The organism is Niallia oryzisoli, assembly GCF_036670025.1.
GTDB classification, from domain to species: domain Bacteria; phylum Bacillota; class Bacilli; order Bacillales; family Cytobacillaceae; genus Bacillus_BD; species Bacillus_BD oryzisoli.
Window position 1 is genome coordinate 2,305,973 of record NZ_CP137640.1, and the last position, 23,584, is coordinate 2,329,556.

Below are 23,584 nucleotides of genomic sequence, written 5' to 3' on the forward strand. Positions count from 1 at the left end.
TTTGGAGACTTTCAGAAGATACTGGTACCGCTATTTTTATCAGGTGCTATTGCCTTGGCACTAATGGGTTTTACTACCAGCACATTTTTTAGCCTTCGTATATATTGCGATTATCGGAGCCTCATCAGTCGGTTTACAGAGTTTATATTCGTGTCACAGTACTACCCTAGCAGTATGCGAGCAACTGCAGTAGGAAGTACAATGGGATTTGGACGTATTGGAGGTATAGTAGCATCTACATTTATTGGAATATTGCTTACCTTAAACTTACTGCCACAATATAATTTTGCTGCAATTGGTATTGCTGCATTAGTTGGAGGGGTTGCCATGCTCTTCGTTCAGGAAAGACATGCCGAGTATAACAAAGAAGGAAAAATCGAAACCACTGTAAACAAGGATATGGTTTCAGAGATTAAGACTACTTTAACATAAGTGTATCCTTTTGTTTCAAACTAATGAATCATATCTAAATTAAATGAAATAAATCCAGGGTTTGCTGATGTATGTCAGCAGACCCTGTTTTTTGACCATTTTAAAGCTACCAAATATCTTGATAATTACTTTGCTTGATTCGGGAAAACTAATGCGGTTTTTGAAGCCAATAAACCTCTGACGAACGATGGTATATGAAAAAGGTTATCAAATAGCAAATATCTTAACCGCACATGCGCCTGAGATTCTTGATTGGAAATTAAGTTGGTTTAAACGGAGGATGAAACAGATAGCTGAATCATTAAGAAAAGATGGTGATATTGCTCAACTTTATGATTGGTAAAGGATATGGCTGCAGTAGATAAAAGGAATGACCAAAGCCGTTGAGAATATTAATAAAAATCTCCATAAAACTATGGAGGTTTTTTGTTGTCTTCAATCCAACAATTCTCAAAGAAGCCCAACTCTATTAGTTAAGATATCGAATACTGATTATAGATAATGATACAATGGAAAATATCCAATAAGTAAAAATGGCGGTGATAATTGATGTTATCGCAACAGGAGATCCTTGAATTTTTTTCTAAAAAACTTAAAAATTTGGCAAAAGAAATATGGTGTAAAACGGATGGCTCTTTTCGGATCTTACGCTCGTGGTGAACAAAATAATGCCAGTGATATTGATGTGTTAGTTGAATTTGGGATAATTTTATGACATTTGACAACTATATGGATTTTAAGTTTGATACGGATGAACAGGCTGAAGGACAATGCCATTTTTGTAATGAAAACTACCAATATACTATAGAAGAATTTAAAACATTATTTAAAAATAGGTTTACAAAGATGGGAAACTTTACTATAATTCGTTTAGAATAAATGAATACTAGACAATAGGTTTCTTAAATGTTCTTAAACAAGATTCATTTAAGATGAAGAGGGAAGTTGGTGAAAGTCCAACACGGTCCCGCCACTGTAAACGAGTAGGAAGGTTAGAAAAATTCACTGTGTTTTTAACATGGGAAGGATTAACCGACCAATGATGCGTAAGTCAGGAGACCTGCCTATTTGATGTTTAAGCTTCTTCGAGGAAAGGAATGTTTAAAGTGCAGGTAATCCTATGTAAATATTTATTATTTATTATGAGATTGCAAGTTATTATATTGTCTACAAGACGAATGATTATATAGCTGCCTTTTTACTTTACGCTTTCCACAGGAAGAGCGTATTTTTTTTGTTTAAAAAAAGGAGGAATTGAGGAATGAAGAAGATTATAAAAAAATGGGGGCTTTTCAGTGTTGTTCTTCTGTTAAGCATGATTATGATGATAGGCTGCGGTGCACAAGAACAAACCATGAAAGATAAATCTGGAGCTGCTTCCAATGACAAGACGGAAGAGGCAGCTGATAACAATGGAAAGTCATTTCCTGTCACGATCACAGACGACGCGAATCGAAAGATTACGATTGATAAGGAACCTGAAACCATTGTTTCCATTCAAGCTAGTAATACAGAAATAGCCTTTGCCCTTGGGTTAGGAGATAAAATCATTGGAAGATCGGATTATGATAACTATCCAGAGGAAGCACTCAAAATACAGTCAGTGGGTGCACAAGATATTAATGCAGAGCTAGTTCTTTCTCTTCTTCCAGATATAGCCCTTGTAACAGATTATCACTACAAGACACATCCAGATGTATTACAAAAGTTCGAAGAAGCTGGGATCGATGTCATTGTGGTTGGAAGTGCTTCATCCTTTGAGGATGCCTATCGCAACATTGAGATGATCGGTAAGGCTACCGGAAGAAAGACGGAGGCAGATGAAATCGTAGCAGATATGAAAGACCGTCTTCAAGACATCAAAGACAAAGCTGCAGCGTCTGTCACGGATAAAAAGAAAGTGTGGGTAGAAGTTTCACCGGGTCCAGATATTTTTACGACAGGAAAAAACACCTTCATGCATGAAATGCTGGAGTCCATTCAAGCCATTAATGCTGCAGAGGATCAAGATGGCTGGGTTAAAATGAGTGAGGAAGAAATCGTCAAATTGAACCCTGATGTAATTATTACCACGTATGGCTACTATGTAGAAAATCCAACAAATGAGGTGCTAAGTCGTGAAGGATGGGCAGAAGTACCGGCAGTAAAAAATGGAAACGTATTTGATGTTGATAGCGATACGGTGACAAGACCTGGTCCTCGTTTAATTGAAGGAGTCGAGACACTTGCGGAACTCATTTATCCGGAAATTTTTAAGCAATAAAATAGTCTGGCTATATATTCTAAGCGGAGGGCTTTTACTTAGTATAAGCCTTCTCGGCTTATTTTATAGCAGCGTCACTGTACCGGTCCCTACGATAATTCATATTATTTTAGAAAAAATGTTTCATATAGGTTTACTTGAAGAAGTAGCAAAAAATGAAGAAATGATTATTTGGAATATCCGTTTGCCAAGGATTCTTCTTGCCTTTTGTGTAGGTGCCTCTCTTGCATTAGCGGGTGCCGCTTTTCAAGGTCTGCTACGTAACCCGCTAGCAGACCCCTATACCATTGGGGTATCATCAGGAGCATCTTTAGGGGCCGTTCTTATATTATTTTTCAATATATCCATTGTTGGATTAGGAAGCTTCACGCTGCCAATCGTATCTATTATCGGTGGATTTATCACATTACTCATTGTTTTCGGCCTCGTTCGATTAAGCAGCCGTAGTTTAGCGATTGAAACGATTATATTGGCTGGAATCATAGTTAGCTCCTTTATAAGTGCGGTTGTTTCCCTCCTTATTTCATTAGGTAATCGAGATGCGATGACCCAAATTATCTACTGGTTATATGGAAGTGTTGGAATGAGAGGATGGAATTATGTGGAACTAATCTTCCCATTTATGATCATCGGTGCATGCATATTGTTCTATCACCATCGTGAATTAAATGCGATGGCACTTGGAGAAGAAGCCGCCGATCAGATTGGCGTGGATGTCAAAAAAGGAAAAACCCTCATTCTCATTGGTGCCTCTTTATTAACGGGAGCATCCGTTGCTGTTTCAGGTTCAATCGGCTTTGTAGGGCTTGTGATTCCACACCTGGTCCGTCTAATAACCGGTCCAAATCACTGCTATGTCCTTCCACTATCCATGTTAACAGGTGGATCTTTTCTTATTTTAACGGATTTAATAGCTCGAACGATTATTGCCCCGCAAGAATTGCCGATTGGTGTGATTACCGCCTTAATTGGCGCACCAGTATTTGCGCTTTTATTAATTAGAGAAAGATTGGGGAAGGGGAATAGCAGATGATCAGCATTCATAACTTGTCAGGTGGATACACAAGTTCCCCCATAATTAATGGCTTGGATTTAGACATTCTGAAAGGAGAGTTTTTTGCCCTTCTAGGTAAAAACGGAAGTGGGAAAACGACACTTTTTAAACTCGTGACAGGGCAGCTACCGATTAAGAGCGGCAACGTTTTAGTATCTGGTAAAGATATTCAATCTCTCTCAAAACTTGAGAAGGCTAAAAAAATGGCGGTTCTAACACAGGAAGTGCATGTATCGTTCGATTATACAGTAGAAGAAATCATTAGTCTTGGTCGTTATCCTTATCAACGAGGATTCTTTAAGCACATGTCGAAAAAAGATTGGAAAGTCATTGAAGAGGTTATGGAACTAACCAATGTAACAGATCTTCGGAAAGCTCCTTTCCGGATGATTAGCGGCGGAGAAAAGCAAAGAGTCTTATTGGCCAAAGCTTTAGCACAGGAGCCTGAGATATTACTTTTAGATGAGCCTACCAATCATCTTGATATTAAACATACTTTCCATTTGCTGGACCTGTTAAAAGACAGACAACAAATGATGGGATTAACCATTTTTGCTATCCTGCATGATTTGAATGTGGCTTCTCTATACGCGGATCGTATTGCCTTACTTCATGATGGCAGCTTTTTAGAGGTAGGAGATGTGGACAGGTTAAGAAAAGTAGATCAATTGAAGAAGGTTTATGAGGTAAAAGTAAACTCCCAATCACACCCCATCGTGCCGAAACCGCAGTTTCTCATGACACCAAATTACGCTGCTTCAAGAGAGTTTTATCGTTTTGAAGATTCTTATCAATTGAAAAGAAGTGATGAATATCTTCATGTTCAATTTGATCAACCATTACGGACCATATCCAATGGGGTTATGGGAGCGGGGCTCCAGTGGTTAAAACATTTTTGTGCTTTTCATGTTGAGAAAGATTATGACAATCCTTCCCCTGAAAGAGATTTACAGAATTGGATGGAAAAATATTCAATTCCATATGAACAGGCTGTCGGAATGATCACTACTGCAAAACCAGTAGATACAGTTGTGATTACGGAAACAATTGAAAATATTGAAATGATGATTATTCTAACTTTAGAGACAGGGAATGCCGTCGACATCACAAAAAGGTCAGGCTCTGAGGCAGACCAAGTGATTAGCTGTATGAACATGATGCTATTTATAGATGCCGATTTTACAGATGGTGCCCTTGTAAGTGGATATATGTCTGCTGTTGAGGCAAAGACGAAAGCATTGCAAAATCAACCTCTTTCAGATCCACATTCTCATACGGTGGCTGCCGATACACCACCAGATGTAATGGTTCTTGCTTTGACACAGCAGGGGATGAAAATATCTAATGCTGGCAACAGAACGATGATTGGAAAAGGAATGGCACAACTGGTGAATCGTGCCTTCAAGGAAGTCCTTAATAAACATTTACTGAAGGTTCCACAATAGAATTACTGCAACATTTAGTAGCCGGGTACACTCATTTTCATTTTGTCTCCTATCAAAGATGGTGGAGAACTGGATGAGTAAATGCCTAGACCATAAAGGAAAGGGATAGAACAGCTCATTTATTCCATTCGAAAAAGGGAATGAAGGGAATGAAAAATAGAAAAAGTCAGTAATAGATCAAGATAAAAGGAGGCAGGGGCATGAGTCAAAAAAGTCCAAAATTAATATCCATTTGTCCTAGTAATACAGAATTATTAGGTTACTTAGGGTTAACTTCTTTGTTAGTAGGAATCGACGACTACTCCGATTGGCCAGAGAATATACAAACATTGCCAAGATTAGGTTCAGATTTGAACATAGATATGGACAAAGTGGAGGAATTACATCCTGACTTAGTATTAGCCTCTCTCTCTGTACCTGGAATGGAACAAAATATCGCAGAGTTGGAAAAACGGAAAATACCGTATGTGATTGTCCCTAATCCTAAGACCTTAACCGAGGTAGGGGAAAGTTTGTTATTTGTTGGAGAAGCTACGAATACTATGGACAAAGCGGAACAGGTTTACAAGAAATTCACTCTGATACTTGAAAAATATAAATATTTAAGGGAGCAAGTAAAAAAGACACCTACAATTTATTGGGAATGGTGGGCTAAACCCATTTTTACACCCGGAGCGAACAATTGGATAACAGAATTAAGCCAACTCGCTGGGGCAAGAAACGTATTTGAAGATCAGGCTCAAGCAAGTGTGAAAACAGATTGGGATGAGGTCAGACAAAGAAATCCCGATGTTATTTGTCTGATTTGGGTGGGTGTACAGAAGGAAAAGGTTAATCCAAAGGTAATCTTAAAACGCCCTGGGGCGGAACAGTTGGATGCCATAAAAAATTCTCAATTGTTTATCTTAGAAGAGCCATTATTTTGCAGACCCTCTCCTAGATTATTGCATGGATTAAATAAGATAGCGAGTATCCTTCATCCTGATATTTATCCTCCATTTGATGAAAATAAAGACCCCCTATTAAATGATGAATAGTGTAATTAAAATTCTAGATAGGGATGCGTCTGCTTACATGGTCAACGCATGATAAACACTTAACCGGCTTTTTACTTTCAGTGATTTTAGCAGTGATACCTTCAACAGAGGTCGACACAGAATTTGACGAAATGAAAGAGACCTTGAATGCTGAGCTTAAATAAGAGAAATATTTAGTGAAAAGCCATCGGAATCGTAAAATGACCCTGCAGAGAAGACACGTAAAAAGTCTTCCTGTAGGGTTATTTTTTTGTTTTATATCGAGTGACGGCAAGAACGCCAAAAAAATACGTCTCAAATGGGTAACGATAAAATATGAAAAAACATAAAATTATCATTTAATAAATTCTTTCACATGTTGTATGACTTGAATAAAATAAAATAAAAATTAAACCATTTAATCAGATCGAGGTGAAAAAAAAAGAACAAGACAGCTATTAAAAACGTTAGCTGTCTTGTTTTATTAATCTACCTACTTTTTCTTCACAACTGATTCCCTTATATAATTAATATAGGAACAAGTATATGGGGTGGTCATAAGGATGGACAAGGCGTTTAGCAATTTATTAAATCCATTGATAAATTAACCCTGTTTGTCGATAGCCGCAGTAACGAAAACACAAAGCACAATATTAAAGATTTTCTATTATCATTATTTGTCTTTAAAATGACAGATACTTACGATAGTTTACGCTTATCAAAATTCGCTGTATAGTGCTTATTTAACAATCGTGACAGGAATTTGCAATAAGTTTGTTGAATAATTCTGCGATGAGCACTTGATCTCAAGGAGGTATGAGATATGAAGATCAATAGAATAGATCATGTGAGTATAAACGTAAATGATCTTTCAGAGGCTAAAGCGTTTTTTCTTGATTTAGGACTTGAAGTGCAAGCGGAATGGGAATTGGATGGAGAACAGTTGGACCGAATAGTTGGGCTTAATGATGTTAAAACGGCATGTGTAGGATTGGGGATGCCAGATGGTCAGGCGTGGATAGAGCTAGTCAAATTTTATACGCCGTCAGATGAAAAAGATATTCAGCAACCTTTTGCAAATACGCTGGGTATCCGACATATTTGCTTTGCTGTTGAAGATATTGAAGCTATTGTTGCAAAATTGAAAAAGAAGGGCACGGAAATCTTTAGTGAAATACAGCAATATGAAGAAAGTTATAAGTTATGCTACGTTCGTGGTCCAGAGGTAATTATTTTAGAGTTGGCGGAGAAAATCAAATAAACAGACGATATGCTGACATATATATAGATCACTTTCGCTTAACTAAACACACTGATATTTCAGACTGGACGGCTGTCTTTTTTAGGGGCAGTCGTTCTTTCCCCTTGTTGGACAAACGGGGGCATTAGCTAAAAAAATGGGGAACCTTTACAAATGAAGGTTCCCCTATTTTATTATATAAAAAATCAACATTATAATTTAACAGAGCCTTTTCAATAAATAATTACATAAAGATGAAAAACGAGGGGAACATCCTGGAGTTTCAATTAATACCTCCATGAACCTCTCATGACTAAAAGTCACGAGTTTCCGGGTTGATGCTTACGCACATTGACCACAAGTGGCGGGGAACACACCGCCGCTATCCCGTTGGCAAAAGCCTTTGGGACTACTTTTTTGACTACTTTTCGGCTACTAAGTTCAAACGGTTTCCCCCTTTTCGGGCGGACCCTCCTTTTCTTCGCCGAAGTAGTTTACGCTTTAACGCTTGAACATTTTACGTGACAAAGCACTTCTTATCACAACCTCATATGTTCAGTTTTCAAAGAACAATTGCCCAATTAGTACAAGTATATTATAGCACGTTTGTTCGGGGTGTTCAGCAATTTTGGCTAAAGCCAACCAAAAATTCATCCCATGTCTAAAGACGGGCTCACATCCTGCACGGGTGTTCTTTTCGGAAAACCGTAAAAATGTTTGGAGGTTTTTCGTTTTCCTACCAATCCACAAAGAAGTTAGACTCCTTACTATCTAGATGCCAGGCATCAGCCATTCATTGAATCACGGAAATTCCCAGGAACATGATTTAATAACATAGAAAAAATTTAAGTAACTGGAACGATGCCCCCTCCGACCCTTCACAAAACTGTAAAAAATTCCCTAAATTGATGGGACATTCTGACCCACTTTGTCTATATAACAATAGTGAAAGGGTGGTGCAGGAGCCATGAAAATTACATCAGGCGCAATTGACCAACTTGAACATTTTTCACAATTTAAAACAGTTGAGGATTTCCAGAGGCATGTGAAGAAGATTCTTGTGGATTACAACAATGTGTTTATAAATGGGGATCAGATGGCATTACAAATGCTTGCGCTTTTTTCTCATGAAATTCCAGGCGTGTCGAATCCATCGATTGCATCGGTGGTGAAGGCAAGCAATGAATATGTTTGCCTGAAGCCAATTTCGCGGTCTACTTTTAAGCGGATGATTCAGAAGGCAAAAGCATTTGGGCTTCTCACTGTTTTTGAGACGGAAAAGGAAAACGGCTACCAGTTAAGTAATCTATACATCTTCAATAAATAAAAAAGATACTCAAAACGGACAAAACCAAGTGGTAAACGATCGTTTATGAAAAGCTTGAAGTATTGGGGTCTGATGAACAGAGCAATTCGGCCTCCTCGACAGGTCAAATTGACGTGAACAGCGGATCAAATTGGCCTATGGAAGAGCTCATCGTGACCCAAGCAATACCAGAGAGAATAAAAACCTTATCCCTTTTTCCGAAATCATCACGTACTTGAACGACAAGACGCATTCATCCTACAAGCCGGGAACAAAGAAAACAAAAGATCTAATCTCTATACGCTGGAACGAAAGATTTCTGCTTAAGGATTTATGGATCAAGTGGTTTATGCATTTGTAAAAAAAACAATAAAGGGCTGGTGGGTGTTATGGATAAAGCGGTAAATCAGATCGATGCAGCCTACAAAATGAGGATGACGAAAGAAGCAGAAAAGGGAATTAAAAAAATCAACGCAATGGTTCTGTTCATTCCAGACGGTGATACCTTAACGGTCAGACTGGATGGGAAAAAGGAAACCATTCGCCTGCTGCTCGTGGATTCACCAGAGAGTGTTCATCCCGAAAAACAGGTGCAGCCATACGGCAAAGCATCGTGCTTCTTTGTCAGGAATCTCGCTCCAATTGGAAAAGAAATTCAAGTTGAATTGGACGTATGTGAACGGGATAAATATGGACGACTGCTTGCGTATGTGTATATTGAAGGGAAAATGCTCAATGAGCTATTGCTTGAAAAGGGATTTGCACGGGTGGCATATGTGTATCCACCGAATACACGGTATGTGGAGAGATTCAGGAAGATTGAAAGAAGTGCTCAGAAGCAAGGAGTGGGGATTTGGGCGTGGGTAGATAACATAACTTAAAAAGGCGGGATGATTTTATATTTTGATAAATTTATTGGGGAAAGTCAATTCGTGAATAAGTTACAACTTTTATTATCAACTTAAGAAAAAACAAATGAGAAGAAGGTGTATTATGGCGAAAAATTGTTATCGGTCATTCACCATCATTGCTTTAAGCATGGCATTATTACTAATGTCATCCTGTAGTCAGGTACAAAAAAAGAGGAACCTAATCAGAATAAAACTCCTCGTGAAGTTTTAGGTTTCTACACAGAACAGGAAGGAACGTATCCAGGGTCTCAACCTACAGTTGACTCGCACTTCTCCAGTTTAAGCATCATTGCACCTTTTTGGTATAAGCTTGATGATAAGCGTCCAGGCAGTCTTATAGAATCCGTTACAGCAGATCATAAAAGAAAGGTTATTCAGAGTGCTCATGAAAAACACCTAAAGGTATATATGGTTGTACATAATCTCTTTTATGAAACTTTGGAGAAGGGGAAGCAGGTAGCGAGTAATGTACTCGCTAACGATAAAACCCGCGATGTTTTCATTCAGAACTTACGCAATGAAATGAATCAGTTTAAATATGACGGAATTAATATTGACATGGAAAATTTGTATTTGACTGACCGGGATTCCTTTAGCCAGTTGATAAAAGAATTGTCTGATGCAGTAAATCGTGATGGAAAAGTAGTTACGGTTTCAGTCCCGGCAAACACAGGTGATTCCCGTGCTAATCCCTGGTCTCCGTGGTTTGATTACGAAAAGCTTGCAATATTTTCAGATGGGCTTATGATTATGACATACGATGAACCAAACCCAAGAACCAAACCCGGCTCAACAGCATCAGTCGATTGGACAGAAGCAACGATTCGTTATGCTTTGAAACATGAAGTACCACCATCAAAAATTTTACTCGGTATCGCTGGTTATGGATGGGATTGGGATACAACAGCAGGTGATGCCAAGTATAGCTCCTATGAAGAGTTAATGGGTCAGAAAGCAAAATATTAAGCTAAAGTTCTATGGGACTCCGATTCGAAAACACCTCATTTCAGTTACGTAGATGAAGAACAACATAGCCACCAGGTTTGGTTTGAGAATAGTGATAGTCTGCGGTATAAGCTAGACCTTGTAGAGAAATATAACTTACGAGGAATCGGGATTTGGCGGCTCGGTTTGGAAGACCCAATGTACTGGACGACTATACCCGAGAAAATAAAAGTAAAAAAGTAATGGATTCGTCCTCCAAATCCTGTTGGGATGGCTGCGGCGAACCCTTTTTTATTATTGCAATGAACGAGCAGTTTAGTTGAAGAATCGTATTTAGCTCTTATTCCACAATCGGGCCAGATTCTTGAATAAAATATATGATTGTGCTGATTTGTACTTAAAGGTGCAGTTTAATTGGAAAAGGGAGAAAAAACTTAACTATCTTAACATTCAAGGTATTTTACAAATATGTTAATTATTAAATACCTAGAAGGTATCCGATCCCTTTGTAAAGAATGAGAGATAAGATCCAAATTTTTTCAATTGGGAGTGGTTCACTATGTTAGCTTTAGCTCTACAAGGCATTGGGGGAATGAACTCATTTGCGGCTGGGGTACTTCAAACGCTTCGAAAAGAGGGGGTTAAGCCAGATTTGATTTCAGCTACCAGCGGTGCTATATTGTCAGCATATTATTTTTTGCAAAAAGACACTAATGTTATTGAAAAACATTATGATGAGTATTTTAAATCCGAAGAAAATGGAATCCCAACTTTTTTCAAATTCATGCAATACGCATACTTGGGCGTCCCTAACAAATTTTCTCCTAATTACCTCAACATTATTGAAAGATTGTCTGACAATTGGCCTTTCTTGAAATCGGAGGAATGGATTAACTTCTGCTTCCCTAACAAAATTTACAAATCTGAATTTCCTCAACAATTTTTTGATGATATCGCCAATTGTTTTTCTTCCAATGAGGAGGTGGGAATTATTATGAATGCCTATAATGTTAATAACGATCAGGCAGTTTTGTATGTGAACGAACGTGCTTGGGATACAATGGAATTAACTAAGAGGGGAAATTTTGAGGTCAAACCAATAACTCCGGATGGTGTGAGAGCATGTTTGCAGCTACTTCAATATGGAGACTTTAAGGGGGAGTATGATGGAGCTTATCAATATAATCCGGTTTTGTCTCCGTTGGTAGTAGCCGACGAGATTATTTTGGTGACAGTAGCGCCACTAGGCAAATCTTTGGACCCAATCGATAACTTCTTTGATATCGAAGACTTTAAATTGAAGATGTTATTTAAAAATGCCCTTTATGCAGAGCTTAATGATATTTCTCGGATCAATAAACTTATTGAATACGGAAATAAGCTGGTTCGTCCAGAATCAGAAAATAAACCTTATAAAGAGTACAAACCGATTAAAGTGCAAACAATTCAGCCTACAATTCATCGTGGATTATTTGAATATTTTGTGGAAACCCGTGAATTTTACGAGGATGGTGTGTCTCAAGCGAAAAAGTTTATTGATGATAGTCTAAATAAGCAGACACTGATTGAACTCGGATAAATCCCTCGTATCAATGTTTTAAAGGGTGATACTTTTGTATGGGGTAGATGTTTTTATCAGTAATTTTACACTTTGATTATCTTTGTGAAATAGTGAACCTAAACTACCATGAAAATAAACTTCTGTAACTGATAAAAAAGACAATACCAAAGAAGACCCATCTCATTCGTTTAAAAAAATGAAGAGGGCGACCAAATCACAGATCTATGGATTAAATTGATTGGATTAAGACCAGTATTGACAGTTCCTTATATTTTCATTTTCTGTGATGAAGCACTGATTTTTGTGCTTCATGGATGGCTATCGGGTGCTTTAGCAAAAAATAATTAGTTGTCATTTTAGCAGTTTTTTGCATTTACCAGTATTCAGCAATCGGGCGCATTTGTAGCATAACACACAGGAGCTGATCAACCAGTTCCTGTTTAATTATTTGGTAAAAAAATCTGAAGAGTAAATAGCGTAGTGATAGCAAAGGGGTCGGAAAACAATGCAATTAAGACCATGGTAATATTTAAAATCCTTTGAACCTTTATTGACATTCATTAACATCCTTTTCCTATATAGGCTAACTAATCCTTTTTTGTTAAGGTACCCAAAAATTGAACTTGTATGCAATTCCTGATAAGCTAACGTACTTTTCTGTAAAAGCGAGGTACACTTTTAATACTAACGGGAGGTTAGTTGAAGAGTGTTGTTTATAACTCGTGTTCAACAATCGGGCCATATTGTGAAATAAAACATTGTGAAGAAAAGTACCTAATCTAAATAAGTAGTTTGGGAAGAAGGAATAAATGAGTTAGGTATAGAATAAATTTTTCTAAGAGATCAAAGTTCCTATCTCTCTTATGTCGTATTTGACAACAACTGCGAAATGGGAGGTGTCTTATGAACTTAGAAAAATTAACAAATGAAGAATTACTGAAAACCTATGAAAGATTGACAAAAAGTCTTGAAAATCACCTAACTGATAAAGATGCTGATTATAAAGAAAAGGTAAAAAAAGAACTTTTAAAAAGGGTAAGTTATTGAACAGTTAGTCAAACAAAGGCGTTTCTTGTTCCAAAATCACATAAGTAAAAAGGGCAAATATACCATTTGATCAGTCACATAAATTACACCTAACAAGAAAATATTAGGAGTAATTTTATATGAGGAGATGGATTAAATGGTTTATGGTTATAAGACAATAAGACAAATTCTAAATGGTGATTTTATGCTAAATGTAAGCCTGATTATGATAATACCAATTATGAGCCTTTTAAAAATCCGTTAATACATAAACAAATAGATGGAACTGTAATAATTCCACTCAATCAGGAAAGACTATGGGGAAGAAGCTAACTCCCTTTGCTATAAGAAGCTGATCCTTTAACTTTAGAGGATCGGCTTTTTACTGGTAAAAAACGGTGTTAAATAGTTCAGAACTGATTCTTCTTTCGCTTAACGTAAAGCAGGTTAGTGAAAGAAGAAAGTTTTAATTTATCGGGATTTTGAAAGTTTATTTTATAAAGGACTACAAGTTTGTGAAGCTATATTCTTAAATTAAAGGCGCTATTCTTCAAGAAGGAGAATAGCTATTTTTTATTGGACTAAAGAGGCAGGTTAGTGGTAGTTTGAATCTTCAGATAATTTGGTTATATATTAATAATAGTATGTTTAATGTTTAAATCTGGGTTTCCTGCATGAATCTAGTCTACTTTGGAAATAAAATGATTATGAATCCTTCTAAACGATCATTTGTGCAAGACAATTTTTCAAAAAGGAGAGGGGCTATCTCATGGAAAACATTGAAGTAGGCGAAATCTTTACAAATGACCAGGGCGAGGAAATTGAAGTGCTGGCAGTGGTAAATATGGAAGGGACAGAATACGTTGCAGTCGGCTTTGTGGAGGATCTTCAAGAAGAAATCGAGGAAGACATTGATATTTTCTTTTTAAAGGTCAACCAGGATGGAGACTTCACAGCCATTGAAAGCGACGAGGAATTCGAAAGAGTTTCTTCAGCTTTTGATGAAATAATGAAAGAAGACTAATACTTTACAGGACAAAAAAGTGAAAACCTTGCTCACGCAGGGTTTTTTGTTGATCAGCAATCGCAATCGTGCACCATTCTTTAATAAGAAGGCGTTCTTCTTGATAGGTCTAGACTTTTAAATAACATATTTAAAAGGAGCTGGATATTTATATTAAAGTATGGAAGAGATTGTGAAGGTTTCTACTTAAACTATAGGTGCAGGTTACTTAAATAAATGGTAAAATTTTGATAGATAAAATAACTACTGGGGAGGTTTAGTAATGGGAAAGGTGAAATTATTGCCAATTATAGTATTTTTATTAAGTTTTTTTTCATTGCTTATTTCGCTTAAATTATTTTGGAATTTAGGAGTTTTTGTTGATGAGTATGGTTTAAGTGCTGATATTGTTAATGGCGGAGACCTTTGGCTTTCAATGGATTGGTTAAGATTATTATTACTGTTATTGTTGTGTATTGTATCTGGTATGAGTATTTTCAAAGGTGAACAGAATAAGTGATTTATTCATATAATTGATACGTGGATTCTACAAATAGAAATTACGTAGTTTATGTCCATGTACAAGTTCGTGAAAGAATGTACTTGAACGAGCAGAATAGTTTAATAAGAGGAAGAGTGCAAGAAAGCCTTTCTTCGAATTAGACAAAAAGTGTACAGTAAATATATGAGAGGTAAAGTTGAAAATCATGTTATTAATTTATTAAGTTTATGTATAGAAAGCACTGAGATTCCTATCCCAGTGTAGAAAGAAATATAAGATCAATGGCTTACCAACCAAATCTTATTGGTTAAATAATAACAAAAAACCATTTGGGAATCTATTGGTAATTGTCGGTATTTGTCGAATTATGAAGAAAGATGAATTAAGTAAAAAGCATTTGTTGCATAGCTCGAACATCATATGCAATAAAAAATGTAGTTGTTGAACTAACGAGGGCGATTGCAAATAAGAGCAGTCGTTTTTTTACAAACAAAACAGCATTCCTGTAATAAATGAACTGTAAAAAGGATAAGTTTGTGAATAAACGCACTTAAACTAAAGGGTGCGATAGTCAAGATGGATCGCTGCGGCGATCTTTTTTGCTTCTAACGGTGCAGGTTAATGTAACAAAAAAGAGAAGCAACATGCATATATATCATAAACATAAAAAGGACCTTAACTGGTCCTTTTTATTTACTAATCCATTGTCTGGAATTGTAGGTGAGCTATCGCCTTTAAGTAGTCCGGTATCTGCTCTACTAAATAATGACTGCAAAACAATTGACCGTTCCTCAGTAGTTACTCCTTTTTCATTTAATAATGCTAAATATAAGTGCGTTAATTGTAATCTTTCATTGGCATCCCTTGATAAGTGGAACGCACTGATTGCTAGTTTAATTAAGAAATTGACAAGAAAAATTCCTACAGAAATAAAAACGGTTATTAATATTCCAAATTTTAATGTATCAAAGTTTACTGTTTTAACGGCCTTCAATACAGATTCCTGCTTTTCGATTTTGAAAATCAAATTGCTGATTACCCCTAAAAAAGCAGCGGTAATAAGAATTGCCAAACCTGTCCAAATTAAACCTGTTTTTTGATAACTACTTTTATTAGTCTTCCAGTATTCTGCAGGGGCTGAAAGTCTTAGTTTCTCGGTATAAAGATCTTCTAACTCTTTAATTTTTACCTCGGCATCAGTCAATAATTTATCTGTTTCGGTTTTAAACGTAGCTTGTACTTCTTGAATCTTTGTTGTTTCAACTCCGGAAAGCTCCTTTACTCTTTGTGTCTCATCGGATATTCCAGCCATTGTCTGATTAACCAATTCTTGTAGTGAATCAATAGAACCTTGTCTTGCATCTTTTTCATCATCTGTTAATGTGTTCGAAACCTCAGGATTTTCCAATGCAAAACCATAAAAAACTCCAGTCAGCATCTCTTTGTCATTAAAGTTTACGCCGGACATTGGAGGATAACCCTGTTTTGGCGCAGATTATTCACTAACTAAAAAATTCTTATTGAACAAACGTGGCAGGATAGTTGAAGAAAAAATGGTAATATGAAGATAAAAGGAGGTTATTTTTTGTGGTAATTCAATCAAATATGACTTCAAAGGCTATAACCGAAGTGTGGGAAGAAACAGTTGAGGTTTTTCAAAAATACAATGTTCCAATTACAGAAAAGACATTGCAAGTATTAGTTAACGACAACCTTTTTCAATTATTATTAATTGAATTAAACAATGTAGTGGGAATTTCAATACAACTTGCGTAGAGGGTGGCTGACAAATGCCATCTAAAAGAGAGTAGGTTACTCCTTGGATACATATTTGCATCAAGTAAATAGGTGCGGTCACTTTAATAAAGAATTTTATTATCGGGGGTATTTATAGGTTATTGCGAAAATATGAGAGAAATGATTGGGAATTCTCCACTAATAATTGTTCGACCAAGTGTAGCTATCATTAATCGTTGAAATTTTATTAAGTAGATATTCAGAAGCAACTTGGGGGATTCCTGGTGGAATAATGCAATTAAATGAGTCAGTTGAAGAGTGTATTACACGAAATGTCTAAGAAGAAATAAGGCATCAAGATAAAGGCGTTAAAATTATTTGGTGTCTATTCAGGCAAGGAATTAATAAATCGTGTCGAGGAAAGTGGAGATGAGTATCAAACGGTTGCGATTGGTTATTTATGTACCGAGTACGAGGGAGAAATAACTCCTGATAGTAATCAAGGAATAGAAGCCCAATTTTTTAAATTAGATCAATTACCTGAAGAAATCGATCCTTTTATTGAACACAAGTTAGTTGAATTAAAAGGACAACTAAAAAATCTACGTACCCTTCTTAAGCTAAAGGGTGCTAGAGTTTAAGAAGGGGACTGCTGCGGCAATGGCACTCCCTTTTTTTCTTATTGTACTCCCTCAGTAAGATGCGATTATCTCTCAAATACTCACTAATTCGCAGGATTTCAAATCACTTGAAATGACCATATGGGATTGATTGAATGAGATTTTGACATGAAGGCTGGATGAAGGCGTACTTAAATAAAGGATTCAGTAATAAATCCAATGATTTCCATATAATGCACGTATTCTCCACGCTACCCCTGGAGGTTTTCACTCCCATGTCTCAACGGGTCAATGCCCTCTCATTCCTTCGTTACACCTATCCAAGTGGTAGAGGCCGGTCTTTCTAACGGAACGGGTCTGAGCCCTTTTGCACAATAAATCCGGTACTCGTACTTTCTTTGAAATCCTACGAATAAGCCAATATTCGAAAGGTATTAAACTTAAAGTAATTATTTATTTATCAATTTAACATTAGGCAGCTATTGACATAATAGGTTGTACCTTCTCAGGATGATAGGAATCATTCTTTCTGGCCATTCCTACTAATACTCTTGCGAGTTTATGAATTAATTTCATAATTGATTTCATTTTCTTCATCTTTTTCACTTTAACATTGTTAGCGTGCAGCTCTTTAAAATCAGGGTTGTTCATGACAAGACTCATAGTCGCTAAATACAAGAAGCGCCGTAAACGAGATCTCCCACGTTTGGAGAGGACAATTTGACCTTTCCATTTACCTGAACTTGCCTCTGCAAGATGCAATCCAGCATGACGCAATAAAGAATTCCCGTGTGCAAATCCACTTAGATCTCCTGATTCTCCTAAAATGCCTGCAAGGGCAATTTCGCTAATCCCTTTAATGGCAAGTAACTTTCTTGCGAAAGGTATTCGTTTAAGGACTTCAGTGACTTCCTTTTCAACTCGCTCAAGTTGCGCGGTTGCTAGATCAAACTCTTCAATTAATTGTTCCAGATGGAGTTTATAAGCATCAAGTGCTTGTCGAGTTCCGACTGAATGCATAGCTAATTCAATTAATACTTGTGCTTTTCTTAACCCAGGTTGTCTCTTCATTTGGGTTTTCCAGCCTACAACGATATCTGGTGCTTTCATTGAACGTAGTTCAAGTGGTGTAGGGAATAAGCGTAGAGTTGCCATTGCCCCTTTGCCTTTAACATCTTTGAATACCTGCCGAAGTTCGGGGAAAACAATATCGACCCAACGGTTTATTTGATTGACAGCACTGACATATCGTTTAACCGTCATGTCACGGTTAGACATTAAAACTCTTAGTTTTTCAAAGGCCTCAGAAGTAGGACGAATAAAGGAATAGTAACCATTCTTGACCATATCAGCGATAACAAGAGCATCTTTTTTATCACTTTTAGATCGGCTATTATCACGGTTTTCCTTATTCTTTTTTACGAGGTGTGGGTTAACAGTTACTGCTTCAATATCTTGGTCATATAGCCATTTTGATAGGTTAACCCAGTAATGTCCTGTAGGTTCCATGCCGATAATAGTAGAGGCAAAACCTTTTAAGGTTTTTAACTGGTTAATCCATTGAAGTAATCTAGCAAAACCCTCTTCATTATTTTCAAATGTAAGAGGATCACCGACTATTATTCCACGGAAATTTACAGCTCTAGCTACGTGTAATTCTTGGGCGATATCCACACCAACCACAAGGTGTTTATCTGAAATTCTCTCAATTAGTTGATTTTGTTTGTCTTGCATCTTAAACTTCATATTAGGGTTCCTCCTTAAGGTTTTGAGTTAGAGTGGTGTCTATACTCATATCTTACTAAGGGACCTAATTTTTTTCAAAGTTGATAATTAGCTGTCTACAGGAATTCTGACGAAGCAGTTTAGTTAATGATTTCGTGATTTATTGTGAACTTTTACGAATAGGGACTTTATTTTTGAGAATATCAATTTTAATAAAAGGAGCCTTAAAAAACGTTAAAGAATCTTTTCATAATTAATAAGAGTTAAGTATTCGTTAATTTGTTGCTCCCCTGTTTTTTTATAGCCAAATTTTTCATAAAAATGGCGATTTCTACGGTTGTCCTTGGGTGTATCAAGTGTCCACTTTTTAACTTTAGGGAATTGCCTTTCTAAATCCTGTAAAATTTTTGATCCCAATCCTTTATTTTGAAATTCAGAGCCAAGGAAAATTCGATACAAATAATTATGATCTTTTGTTTGCTTTACAAGACAAATTCCGCCTGCAAGCCTGCCCTCAACGAAAATAGAATAGTGCAAAGAATTTTGCATTCTAAAAAAAAAGTAATCCAATGACTCAGTTGCAGGACTTGTATGATAATCCTTATATTTGATTAAATCTGAATGAAACGCTTCTTTTTGAATCTTTAACAATTCCTTTGCTTCCGCAAGCTTTGATGGTATTATCTTAAATTCCAATTTCCCCACCTCTTACGTCATTTCTGTCATTATATGAACATCTGCCACATTGTTTAATTAAATGATAAAGTTTCTCAGCTATCAAAAATAAGGACTTACGCTCGAAAAATGTGCTTCTCTTTTTATATTAATTCTTCTTTAACTACCATGAAAATAAGTTTCCTTCAGATATGAAAAAAGGCAATACTTAAGAAGACCCTGCTCAATCGTCAAAAAAAAGAGGAGGGCGTGACTGGATTATGGTCAATATCAGTATTGACAGTTCTTAACCATTTTCATTTTTTGTGGTGCAGTTCGGCTGCATGGATGGCTAACGGTGCAGTTGTGCGGCCGAGCATAGGTCGTATCATATAACGGGTGGGATTCCCGTCGAGCAAGAACTAGCCATTCACTCGTAGCGAGTCTTGGAGGGCTAAAGGTAACTTTAGTCTTTAAGCGTAGACAGTTAGGTAATGGGCCGAAAGCCATATGGTTGAAGGGATTGAGCCCCATAATGTTAGTAAATCGAGAGGGCTGATGTTTTAACTGCGACAGAAAGCAACATTTCATTATTCGTAATGGCAAGAAGAATGGAACCTCTCTGGGGTCAGAGACCTTGGCACGTTACACATTGATATGATACGGCAACTCGGGAGACCCTATCGGTCTTTTCTTGTTAGAAGAGTATGGTGTACAAGCGATACAAAGTAAGGAAACCAAATGCCGATTAGGGAGTCGGATAGCAGCGTAGTACCAATGAAGTTGGGTAATGCCAATGGAGGAAAGGCTAGCTACCAGTTATCACCCTTACTAGGGACACATTTACTACACACAGAGGTAGGGATAATAAATGGAAACAAAACTACTAAGGATAGCAGAATTTGCAAAATCTGATCCTAAAATGAAATTTACATCTCTTGCGCATTTATTAAATGAGCAATCACTAATTCAATGTCATCATGAGTTACCTAACAAAAAGGCAACTGGGGTTAATGGTACAACTAAAGAGCAATACAGTGAAAATCTTAAAGAAAACATAGAGGATTTAGTAAATAGGCTTAAAAGCAAAAGTTATCGTCCTGTTCCAGTAAGGAGAATTATATTCCAAAGCTCAATTCAGACAAAAAAAGACCATTGGGAATACCAGAACATGAAGATAAAGTTGTACAAAAAGGCATTACAAAGATACTAAATACGATCTATGAGAATGATTTTCTAGACTGTTCCTTTGGATTCCGTCCAAACCGTAATTGCCATGATGCTTTGAAAATACTGAACTATTACATTGAAAAGAGATCAGTAAATTATATAGTAGATGTAGATATCAAAGGATTCTTCGACAACGTTGACCACACATGGATGATGGAGTTCTTAAAACTGCGAATCTCTGACCCTAACCTCCTAAGATTAATTGGTAGGTTTCTTAAAGGCGGATATATGGAGGAAGGAAAGAAATACAAGACAGATAATGGCACACCGCAAGGTGGAGTAATATCTCCGATATTAGCTAACGTTTACCTCCATTACGTCCTAGATCTATGGTTTGAGAAAAGGGTAAGAAAACAGTGCAAAGGACAAGCATACATAGTGAGATATGCAGATGATTGTGTGCCACGAAAGCAAGGAAAGTGTGCCTAACGGCACACCAAATAAGCTATGCTGCACTTGAGATGAGAGTAGGCCTCTCGCAATCGCTATACAGGTAGAGATTGCAAACCACCCTATGGTGCTGTAGTCAAAAGCTATGGTATTGAGCGTTAGGGAAAAGGCAGAGCAAGACTCTGTCAGGTACGTATTAAGGAGACGAAAACCACTGAACCGCTGAAGAAGTATCGAAAGCGTAAGGATGTCATCAAAACTGAGGGGGAGTCGTTAACTCGGGATAAGTTCGGAGGGAACCTGTTTACTGTCCGTTCGGTGACCGGTATAAAGGCGGCGTGAACTTAATATAGGCTTGAGTGTGGAACGTGGGAACCTACGACATGGATGCCAAGGGAGAGATTTAAGTGGAAGCCCCACAAGAATCAAAGTACCAATGCCATGTATAGGGGCGGAATAACTCGTAGTAGCTATGAAACCTCCTAACGGAGATGGAGCAAAGGGGTTATGTTATTCAGTTTTATTAACAGGTCAACCATTAAATTGGGAGGAACTTATGAATAAGACAAAGTCGTACAATATATCCAAAAAGGCAGTTTATGAAGCCTTTCTTAGAGTAAAAGCAAACAAGGGGTCAGCTGGAATTGATCATGAGTCAATAGAGGAATTTGAAGTGAATCTAAAGGATAATCTCTACAAACTGTGGAACAGAATGTCCTCAGGAAGTTACTTTCCACCAGCAGTTAAAGCTGTAGAGATTCCTAAGAAAGCTGGTGGCACTAGGACACTAGGAATTCCAACTGTTACAGATAGAATTGCACAAATGGTTGTGAAACTGTATTTTGAACCCTCAGTGGAACCTTTCTTTCATGAGGACTCTTTTGGTTATAGACCAAATAAAAGTCCCATTCAAGCATTGGAAATAACTCGTAAAAGATGTTGGAGATACAATTGGGTTCTGGAATTTGATATTAAGGGCTTATTCGACAACATTGATCATGGGTTATTAATGAAAGCAGTGGAAAAACACACAAGTATTAAATGGGTGAAGCTATACATTGAAAGATGGCTAAAGGCACCTTTTCAAACAAAAGAAGGAGTAAAAGAACGTACTTCTGGCACACCGCAAGGTGGAGTCATAAGTCCAGTTCTTGCGAACCTATTTCTACACTACACATTTGATAAATGGATGACAATTAACCATCCTAATAATCAATTTGCGAGATATGCAGATGATGCTGTCATTCACTGCAAGTCAGAAGCTGAGGCAATAAGACTGCTTGAATCATTAAGTAATAGGATGAACGAATGTAAACTTGAACTACATCCAAATAAAACAAGAATTGTATATTGTAAAGACTCAGATAGGAAAGAATATCACGAAAATATTTCGTTTGATTTTCTAGGATATACGTTCAGGCCAAGACGTTCTAAGAATAGATGGGGAAAGCATTTTATTAACTTCACACCAGCGATTAGTAGCAAATCTAAGAAATCAATTCGACAAAAAGTAAGGGATTGGAAGCTACAGTTAAAAGCTGATAAGGACCTTACTGACCTATCAAATATGTTTAACTCAAAGATAATAGGATGGATAAATTTCTATGGAAAATTCTACAAATCAGAAATGTACCCAACATTAAGGCACATCAACAAAGCCTTAATAATGTGGGCAAGAAAGAAATACAAAAGGTTAGCTCGTCACAAGAAAAGAGCAGAACATTTCTTAGGTAGAATTGCAAATCAGAATCCCAAGTTATTTAAACATTGGGAAATAGGCATTAAACCTACGGCTGAATAATGGGAGCCGGATGAGCTGAGAGGTTCACGTCCGGTTCTGAGAGGGGCTACTGGGGAGGTTCCAGTGGTCTACTTGCCTTGTTTGTTGTTTTCAATCTAAAAGTGAAGCTGAACAATTCTTTGAATCATTAAAATTGAGACTAAAGAAATTTAACTTAGAAATAGCTGAGGATAAAACTAAAATTATTCCTTTCGGAAGGTTTGCGGAGAAAGATGCAAAACAAAAGGGAAACAGTAAACCCTCAACCTTTGAATTCCTAGGTTTTACACACTATTGTGGGAAAAGCAAACAAGGTAAGTTCCGAGTGAAACGGAAGTCAAGTAGGAAGAAAGTCCAAGGCAAACTCAAAGAATCTAAGCAATGGTTGAAGATTAATAGAAATAAAGATATTCATATCATTATGGATAGATTTAGACGCTCTCTTATAGGTTATTACAATTATTATTGCATCACAGATAATACCCAAAGTGTAAACAAATTCAGAGACAAAATCGGATACTTACTGTATAAATGGCTCAATAGAAGAAGTCAAAGGAAATCATTTAATTGGGATAAATTCAGACTCTTTCTTAATAAATACCCATTACCTTACGCAAAATTAAGGTTAACATATATGACTTAAGAAAAGAGATTAGCTACATTATGTGAATGATAACTAGGAGGAGCCGTGTGCGTTAATTGCGCAAGCACGGTTCTGTGAGGGAAGAGGAATACAATCTACCG

At 36.9% G+C, this 23,584-nt stretch carries 22 protein-coding genes, 1 pseudogene and 1 riboswitch; of the genes and pseudogenes, 20 read left to right on the forward strand and 3 right to left on the reverse strand.

Annotated features, from left to right (window positions below; all coding sequences use genetic code 11):
* The first annotated feature begins 150 nt into the window (after positions 1-150).
* The 16 genes and pseudogenes from R4Z09_RS11605 (at position 151) to R4Z09_RS11675 (ending at position 14,722) form a co-directional block, all read left to right on the forward strand.
* Positions 151-432 (forward strand): hypothetical protein, encoded by a 282-nt coding sequence (locus R4Z09_RS11605; RefSeq protein ID WP_422392265.1) that lies wholly within the window; start codon positions 151-153, stop codon positions 430-432.
* 628 nt (positions 433-1,060) lie between these two features.
* Entirely contained in the window at positions 1,061-1,147 is an 87-nt protein-coding gene (locus R4Z09_RS11610; RefSeq protein ID WP_338453255.1) for a nucleotidyltransferase domain-containing protein, read from the forward strand.
* 163 nt (positions 1,148-1,310) lie between these two features.
* A riboswitch (cobalamin riboswitch) is annotated at positions 1,311-1,514 on the forward strand.
* Between the two features lie 179 nt (positions 1,515-1,693).
* Complete coding sequence (locus R4Z09_RS11615; RefSeq protein WP_338452466.1) at positions 1,694-2,695, forward strand: ABC transporter substrate-binding protein; 1,002 nt, start codon at positions 1,694-1,696, stop codon at positions 2,693-2,695.
* Complete coding sequence (locus tag R4Z09_RS11620; protein WP_338452467.1) at positions 2,658-3,728, forward strand: iron ABC transporter permease; 1,071 nt, start codon at positions 2,658-2,660, stop codon at positions 3,726-3,728. Before R4Z09_RS11615 ends, R4Z09_RS11620 begins: the two co-directional genes overlap by 38 nt.
* Positions 3,725-5,194, forward strand: coding sequence for an adenosylcobinamide amidohydrolase (locus tag R4Z09_RS11625; RefSeq protein WP_338452468.1), 1,470 nt, complete (start codon positions 3,725-3,727; stop codon positions 5,192-5,194). The genes R4Z09_RS11620 and R4Z09_RS11625 overlap by 4 nt, the downstream gene beginning before the upstream one ends.
* 200 nt (positions 5,195-5,394) lie before the next feature.
* The gene (locus tag R4Z09_RS11630; RefSeq protein ID WP_338452469.1) at positions 5,395-6,231 is read left to right on the forward strand and encodes a cobalamin-binding protein; all 837 of its coding nucleotides are present in this window, start codon (positions 5,395-5,397) and stop codon (positions 6,229-6,231) included.
* Positions 6,232-6,820: 589 nt separating this feature from the next.
* Positions 6,821-6,946, forward strand: a pseudogene (locus R4Z09_RS11635) (IS1595 family transposase); the annotation flags it as partial.
* A gap of 87 nt (positions 6,947-7,033) precedes the next feature.
* Positions 7,034-7,471: a VOC family protein gene (locus tag R4Z09_RS11640; protein WP_338452470.1), complete on the forward strand. Its 438-nt coding sequence runs from the start codon at positions 7,034-7,036 to the stop codon at positions 7,469-7,471.
* Between the two features lie 946 nt (positions 7,472-8,417).
* Complete coding sequence (locus R4Z09_RS11645; RefSeq protein ID WP_338452471.1) at positions 8,418-8,777, forward strand: hypothetical protein; 360 nt, start codon at positions 8,418-8,420, stop codon at positions 8,775-8,777.
* A 214-nt stretch (positions 8,778-8,991) separates the two neighbouring features.
* A complete protein-coding gene (locus R4Z09_RS31055) occupies positions 8,992-9,117 on the forward strand; it encodes a hypothetical protein (RefSeq protein ID WP_422392297.1) in 126 nt (41 codons plus the stop codon).
* A gap of 28 nt (positions 9,118-9,145) precedes the next feature.
* Positions 9,146-9,637 (forward strand): thermonuclease family protein, encoded by a 492-nt coding sequence (locus R4Z09_RS11650; protein ID WP_338452472.1) that lies wholly within the window; start codon positions 9,146-9,148, stop codon positions 9,635-9,637.
* 438 nt (positions 9,638-10,075) lie between these two features.
* Positions 10,076-10,633, forward strand: coding sequence for a glycosyl hydrolase family 18 protein (locus tag R4Z09_RS11655; protein WP_338452473.1), 558 nt, complete (start codon positions 10,076-10,078; stop codon positions 10,631-10,633).
* A gap of 538 nt (positions 10,634-11,171) precedes the next feature.
* On the forward strand, positions 11,172-12,191 hold the full coding sequence (locus tag R4Z09_RS11660; RefSeq protein ID WP_338452474.1) for a hypothetical protein: 1,020 nt from the start codon (positions 11,172-11,174) through the stop codon (positions 12,189-12,191).
* Between the two features lie 885 nt (positions 12,192-13,076).
* On the forward strand, positions 13,077-13,220 hold the full coding sequence (locus tag R4Z09_RS11665; RefSeq protein WP_338452475.1) for a hypothetical protein: 144 nt from the start codon (positions 13,077-13,079) through the stop codon (positions 13,218-13,220).
* Positions 13,221-13,968: 748 nt separating this feature from the next.
* The gene (locus R4Z09_RS11670) at positions 13,969-14,223 is read left to right on the forward strand and encodes a DUF1292 domain-containing protein (protein ID WP_338452476.1); all 255 of its coding nucleotides are present in this window, start codon (positions 13,969-13,971) and stop codon (positions 14,221-14,223) included.
* Between the two features lie 262 nt (positions 14,224-14,485).
* Positions 14,486-14,722: a hypothetical protein gene (locus R4Z09_RS11675; RefSeq protein WP_338452477.1), complete on the forward strand. Its 237-nt coding sequence runs from the start codon at positions 14,486-14,488 to the stop codon at positions 14,720-14,722.
* Between the two features lie 637 nt (positions 14,723-15,359).
* Here the strand turns inward: R4Z09_RS11675 and R4Z09_RS11680 are convergent.
* Complete coding sequence (locus tag R4Z09_RS11680) at positions 15,360-16,172, reverse strand: DUF6161 domain-containing protein (protein ID WP_338452478.1); 813 nt, start codon at positions 16,170-16,172, stop codon at positions 15,360-15,362.
* Positions 16,173-16,291: 119 nt separating this feature from the next.
* Here R4Z09_RS11680 and R4Z09_RS11685 point away from each other — a divergent pair, with 119 nt between their 5' ends.
* Positions 16,292-16,480, forward strand: coding sequence for a hypothetical protein (locus R4Z09_RS11685; protein WP_338452479.1), 189 nt, complete (start codon positions 16,292-16,294; stop codon positions 16,478-16,480).
* A gap of 1,052 nt (positions 16,481-17,532) precedes the next feature.
* On the opposite strand, the gene R4Z09_RS11690 is transcribed toward R4Z09_RS11685, so the two are convergent.
* On the reverse strand, positions 17,533-18,807 hold the full coding sequence (locus tag R4Z09_RS11690) for an IS110 family transposase (protein WP_338452480.1): 1,275 nt from the start codon (positions 18,805-18,807) through the stop codon (positions 17,533-17,535).
* Positions 18,808-19,020: 213 nt separating this feature from the next.
* A complete protein-coding gene (locus R4Z09_RS11695) occupies positions 19,021-19,482 on the reverse strand; it encodes a GNAT family N-acetyltransferase (RefSeq protein ID WP_338452481.1) in 462 nt (153 codons plus the stop codon).
* 829 nt (positions 19,483-20,311) lie between these two features.
* On the opposite strand from R4Z09_RS11695, the gene R4Z09_RS11700 reads away from it, so the two are divergent.
* From R4Z09_RS11700 to ltrA, 3 genes are all read left to right on the forward strand, one after another.
* On the forward strand, positions 20,312-20,653 hold the full coding sequence (locus R4Z09_RS11700) for a hypothetical protein (RefSeq protein ID WP_338452482.1): 342 nt from the start codon (positions 20,312-20,314) through the stop codon (positions 20,651-20,653).
* Positions 20,596-21,099, forward strand: a complete 504-nt coding sequence (locus R4Z09_RS11705; RefSeq protein ID WP_338452483.1) for a reverse transcriptase domain-containing protein — start codon at positions 20,596-20,598, stop codon at positions 21,097-21,099. The genes R4Z09_RS11700 and R4Z09_RS11705 overlap by 58 nt, the downstream gene beginning before the upstream one ends.
* Before the next feature lie 517 nt (positions 21,100-21,616).
* Positions 21,617-22,861, forward strand: a complete 1,245-nt coding sequence (gene ltrA / locus R4Z09_RS11710; RefSeq protein ID WP_338452180.1) for a group II intron reverse transcriptase/maturase — start codon at positions 21,617-21,619, stop codon at positions 22,859-22,861.
* The last annotated feature ends 723 nt before the right edge of the window (positions 22,862-23,584 follow it).

What these genes read in the sequence shown, in the direction of transcription:
- R4Z09_RS11610 (WP_338453255.1), top strand. Translation starts at nt 1,061, where the DNA reads ATGGCTCTTTTCGGATCTTACGCTCGTGGTGAACAAAATAATGCCAGT.
- R4Z09_RS11615 (WP_338452466.1), top strand. Translation starts at nt 1,694, where the DNA reads ATGAAGAAGATTATAAAAAAATGGGGGCTTTTCAGTGTTGTTCTTCTG.
- R4Z09_RS11625 (WP_338452468.1), top strand. Translation starts at nt 3,725, where the DNA reads ATGATCAGCATTCATAACTTGTCAGGTGGATACACAAGTTCCCCCATA.
- R4Z09_RS11630 (WP_338452469.1), top strand. Translation starts at nt 5,395, where the DNA reads ATGAGTCAAAAAAGTCCAAAATTAATATCCATTTGTCCTAGTAATACA.
- R4Z09_RS11640 (WP_338452470.1), top strand. Translation starts at nt 7,034, where the DNA reads ATGAAGATCAATAGAATAGATCATGTGAGTATAAACGTAAATGATCTT.
- R4Z09_RS11645 (WP_338452471.1), top strand. Translation starts at nt 8,418, where the DNA reads ATGAAAATTACATCAGGCGCAATTGACCAACTTGAACATTTTTCACAA.
- R4Z09_RS11650 (WP_338452472.1), top strand. Translation starts at nt 9,146, where the DNA reads ATGGATAAAGCGGTAAATCAGATCGATGCAGCCTACAAAATGAGGATG.
- R4Z09_RS11655 (WP_338452473.1), top strand. Translation starts at nt 10,076, where the DNA reads ATGGTTGTACATAATCTCTTTTATGAAACTTTGGAGAAGGGGAAGCAG.
- R4Z09_RS11660 (WP_338452474.1), top strand. Translation starts at nt 11,172, where the DNA reads ATGTTAGCTTTAGCTCTACAAGGCATTGGGGGAATGAACTCATTTGCG.
- R4Z09_RS11665 (WP_338452475.1), top strand. Translation starts at nt 13,077, where the DNA reads ATGAACTTAGAAAAATTAACAAATGAAGAATTACTGAAAACCTATGAA.
- R4Z09_RS11670 (WP_338452476.1), top strand. Translation starts at nt 13,969, where the DNA reads ATGGAAAACATTGAAGTAGGCGAAATCTTTACAAATGACCAGGGCGAG.
- R4Z09_RS11675 (WP_338452477.1), top strand. Translation starts at nt 14,486, where the DNA reads ATGGGAAAGGTGAAATTATTGCCAATTATAGTATTTTTATTAAGTTTT.
- R4Z09_RS11680 (WP_338452478.1), bottom strand. Translation starts at nt 16,172, where the DNA reads ATGTCCGGCGTAAACTTTAATGACAAAGAGATGCTGACTGGAGTTTTT.
- R4Z09_RS11690 (WP_338452480.1), bottom strand. Translation starts at nt 18,807, where the DNA reads ATGAAGTTTAAGATGCAAGACAAACAAAATCAACTAATTGAGAGAATT.
- R4Z09_RS11700 (WP_338452482.1), top strand. Translation starts at nt 20,312, where the DNA reads ATGGAAACAAAACTACTAAGGATAGCAGAATTTGCAAAATCTGATCCT.
- ltrA (WP_338452180.1), top strand. Translation starts at nt 21,617, where the DNA reads ATGAATAAGACAAAGTCGTACAATATATCCAAAAAGGCAGTTTATGAA.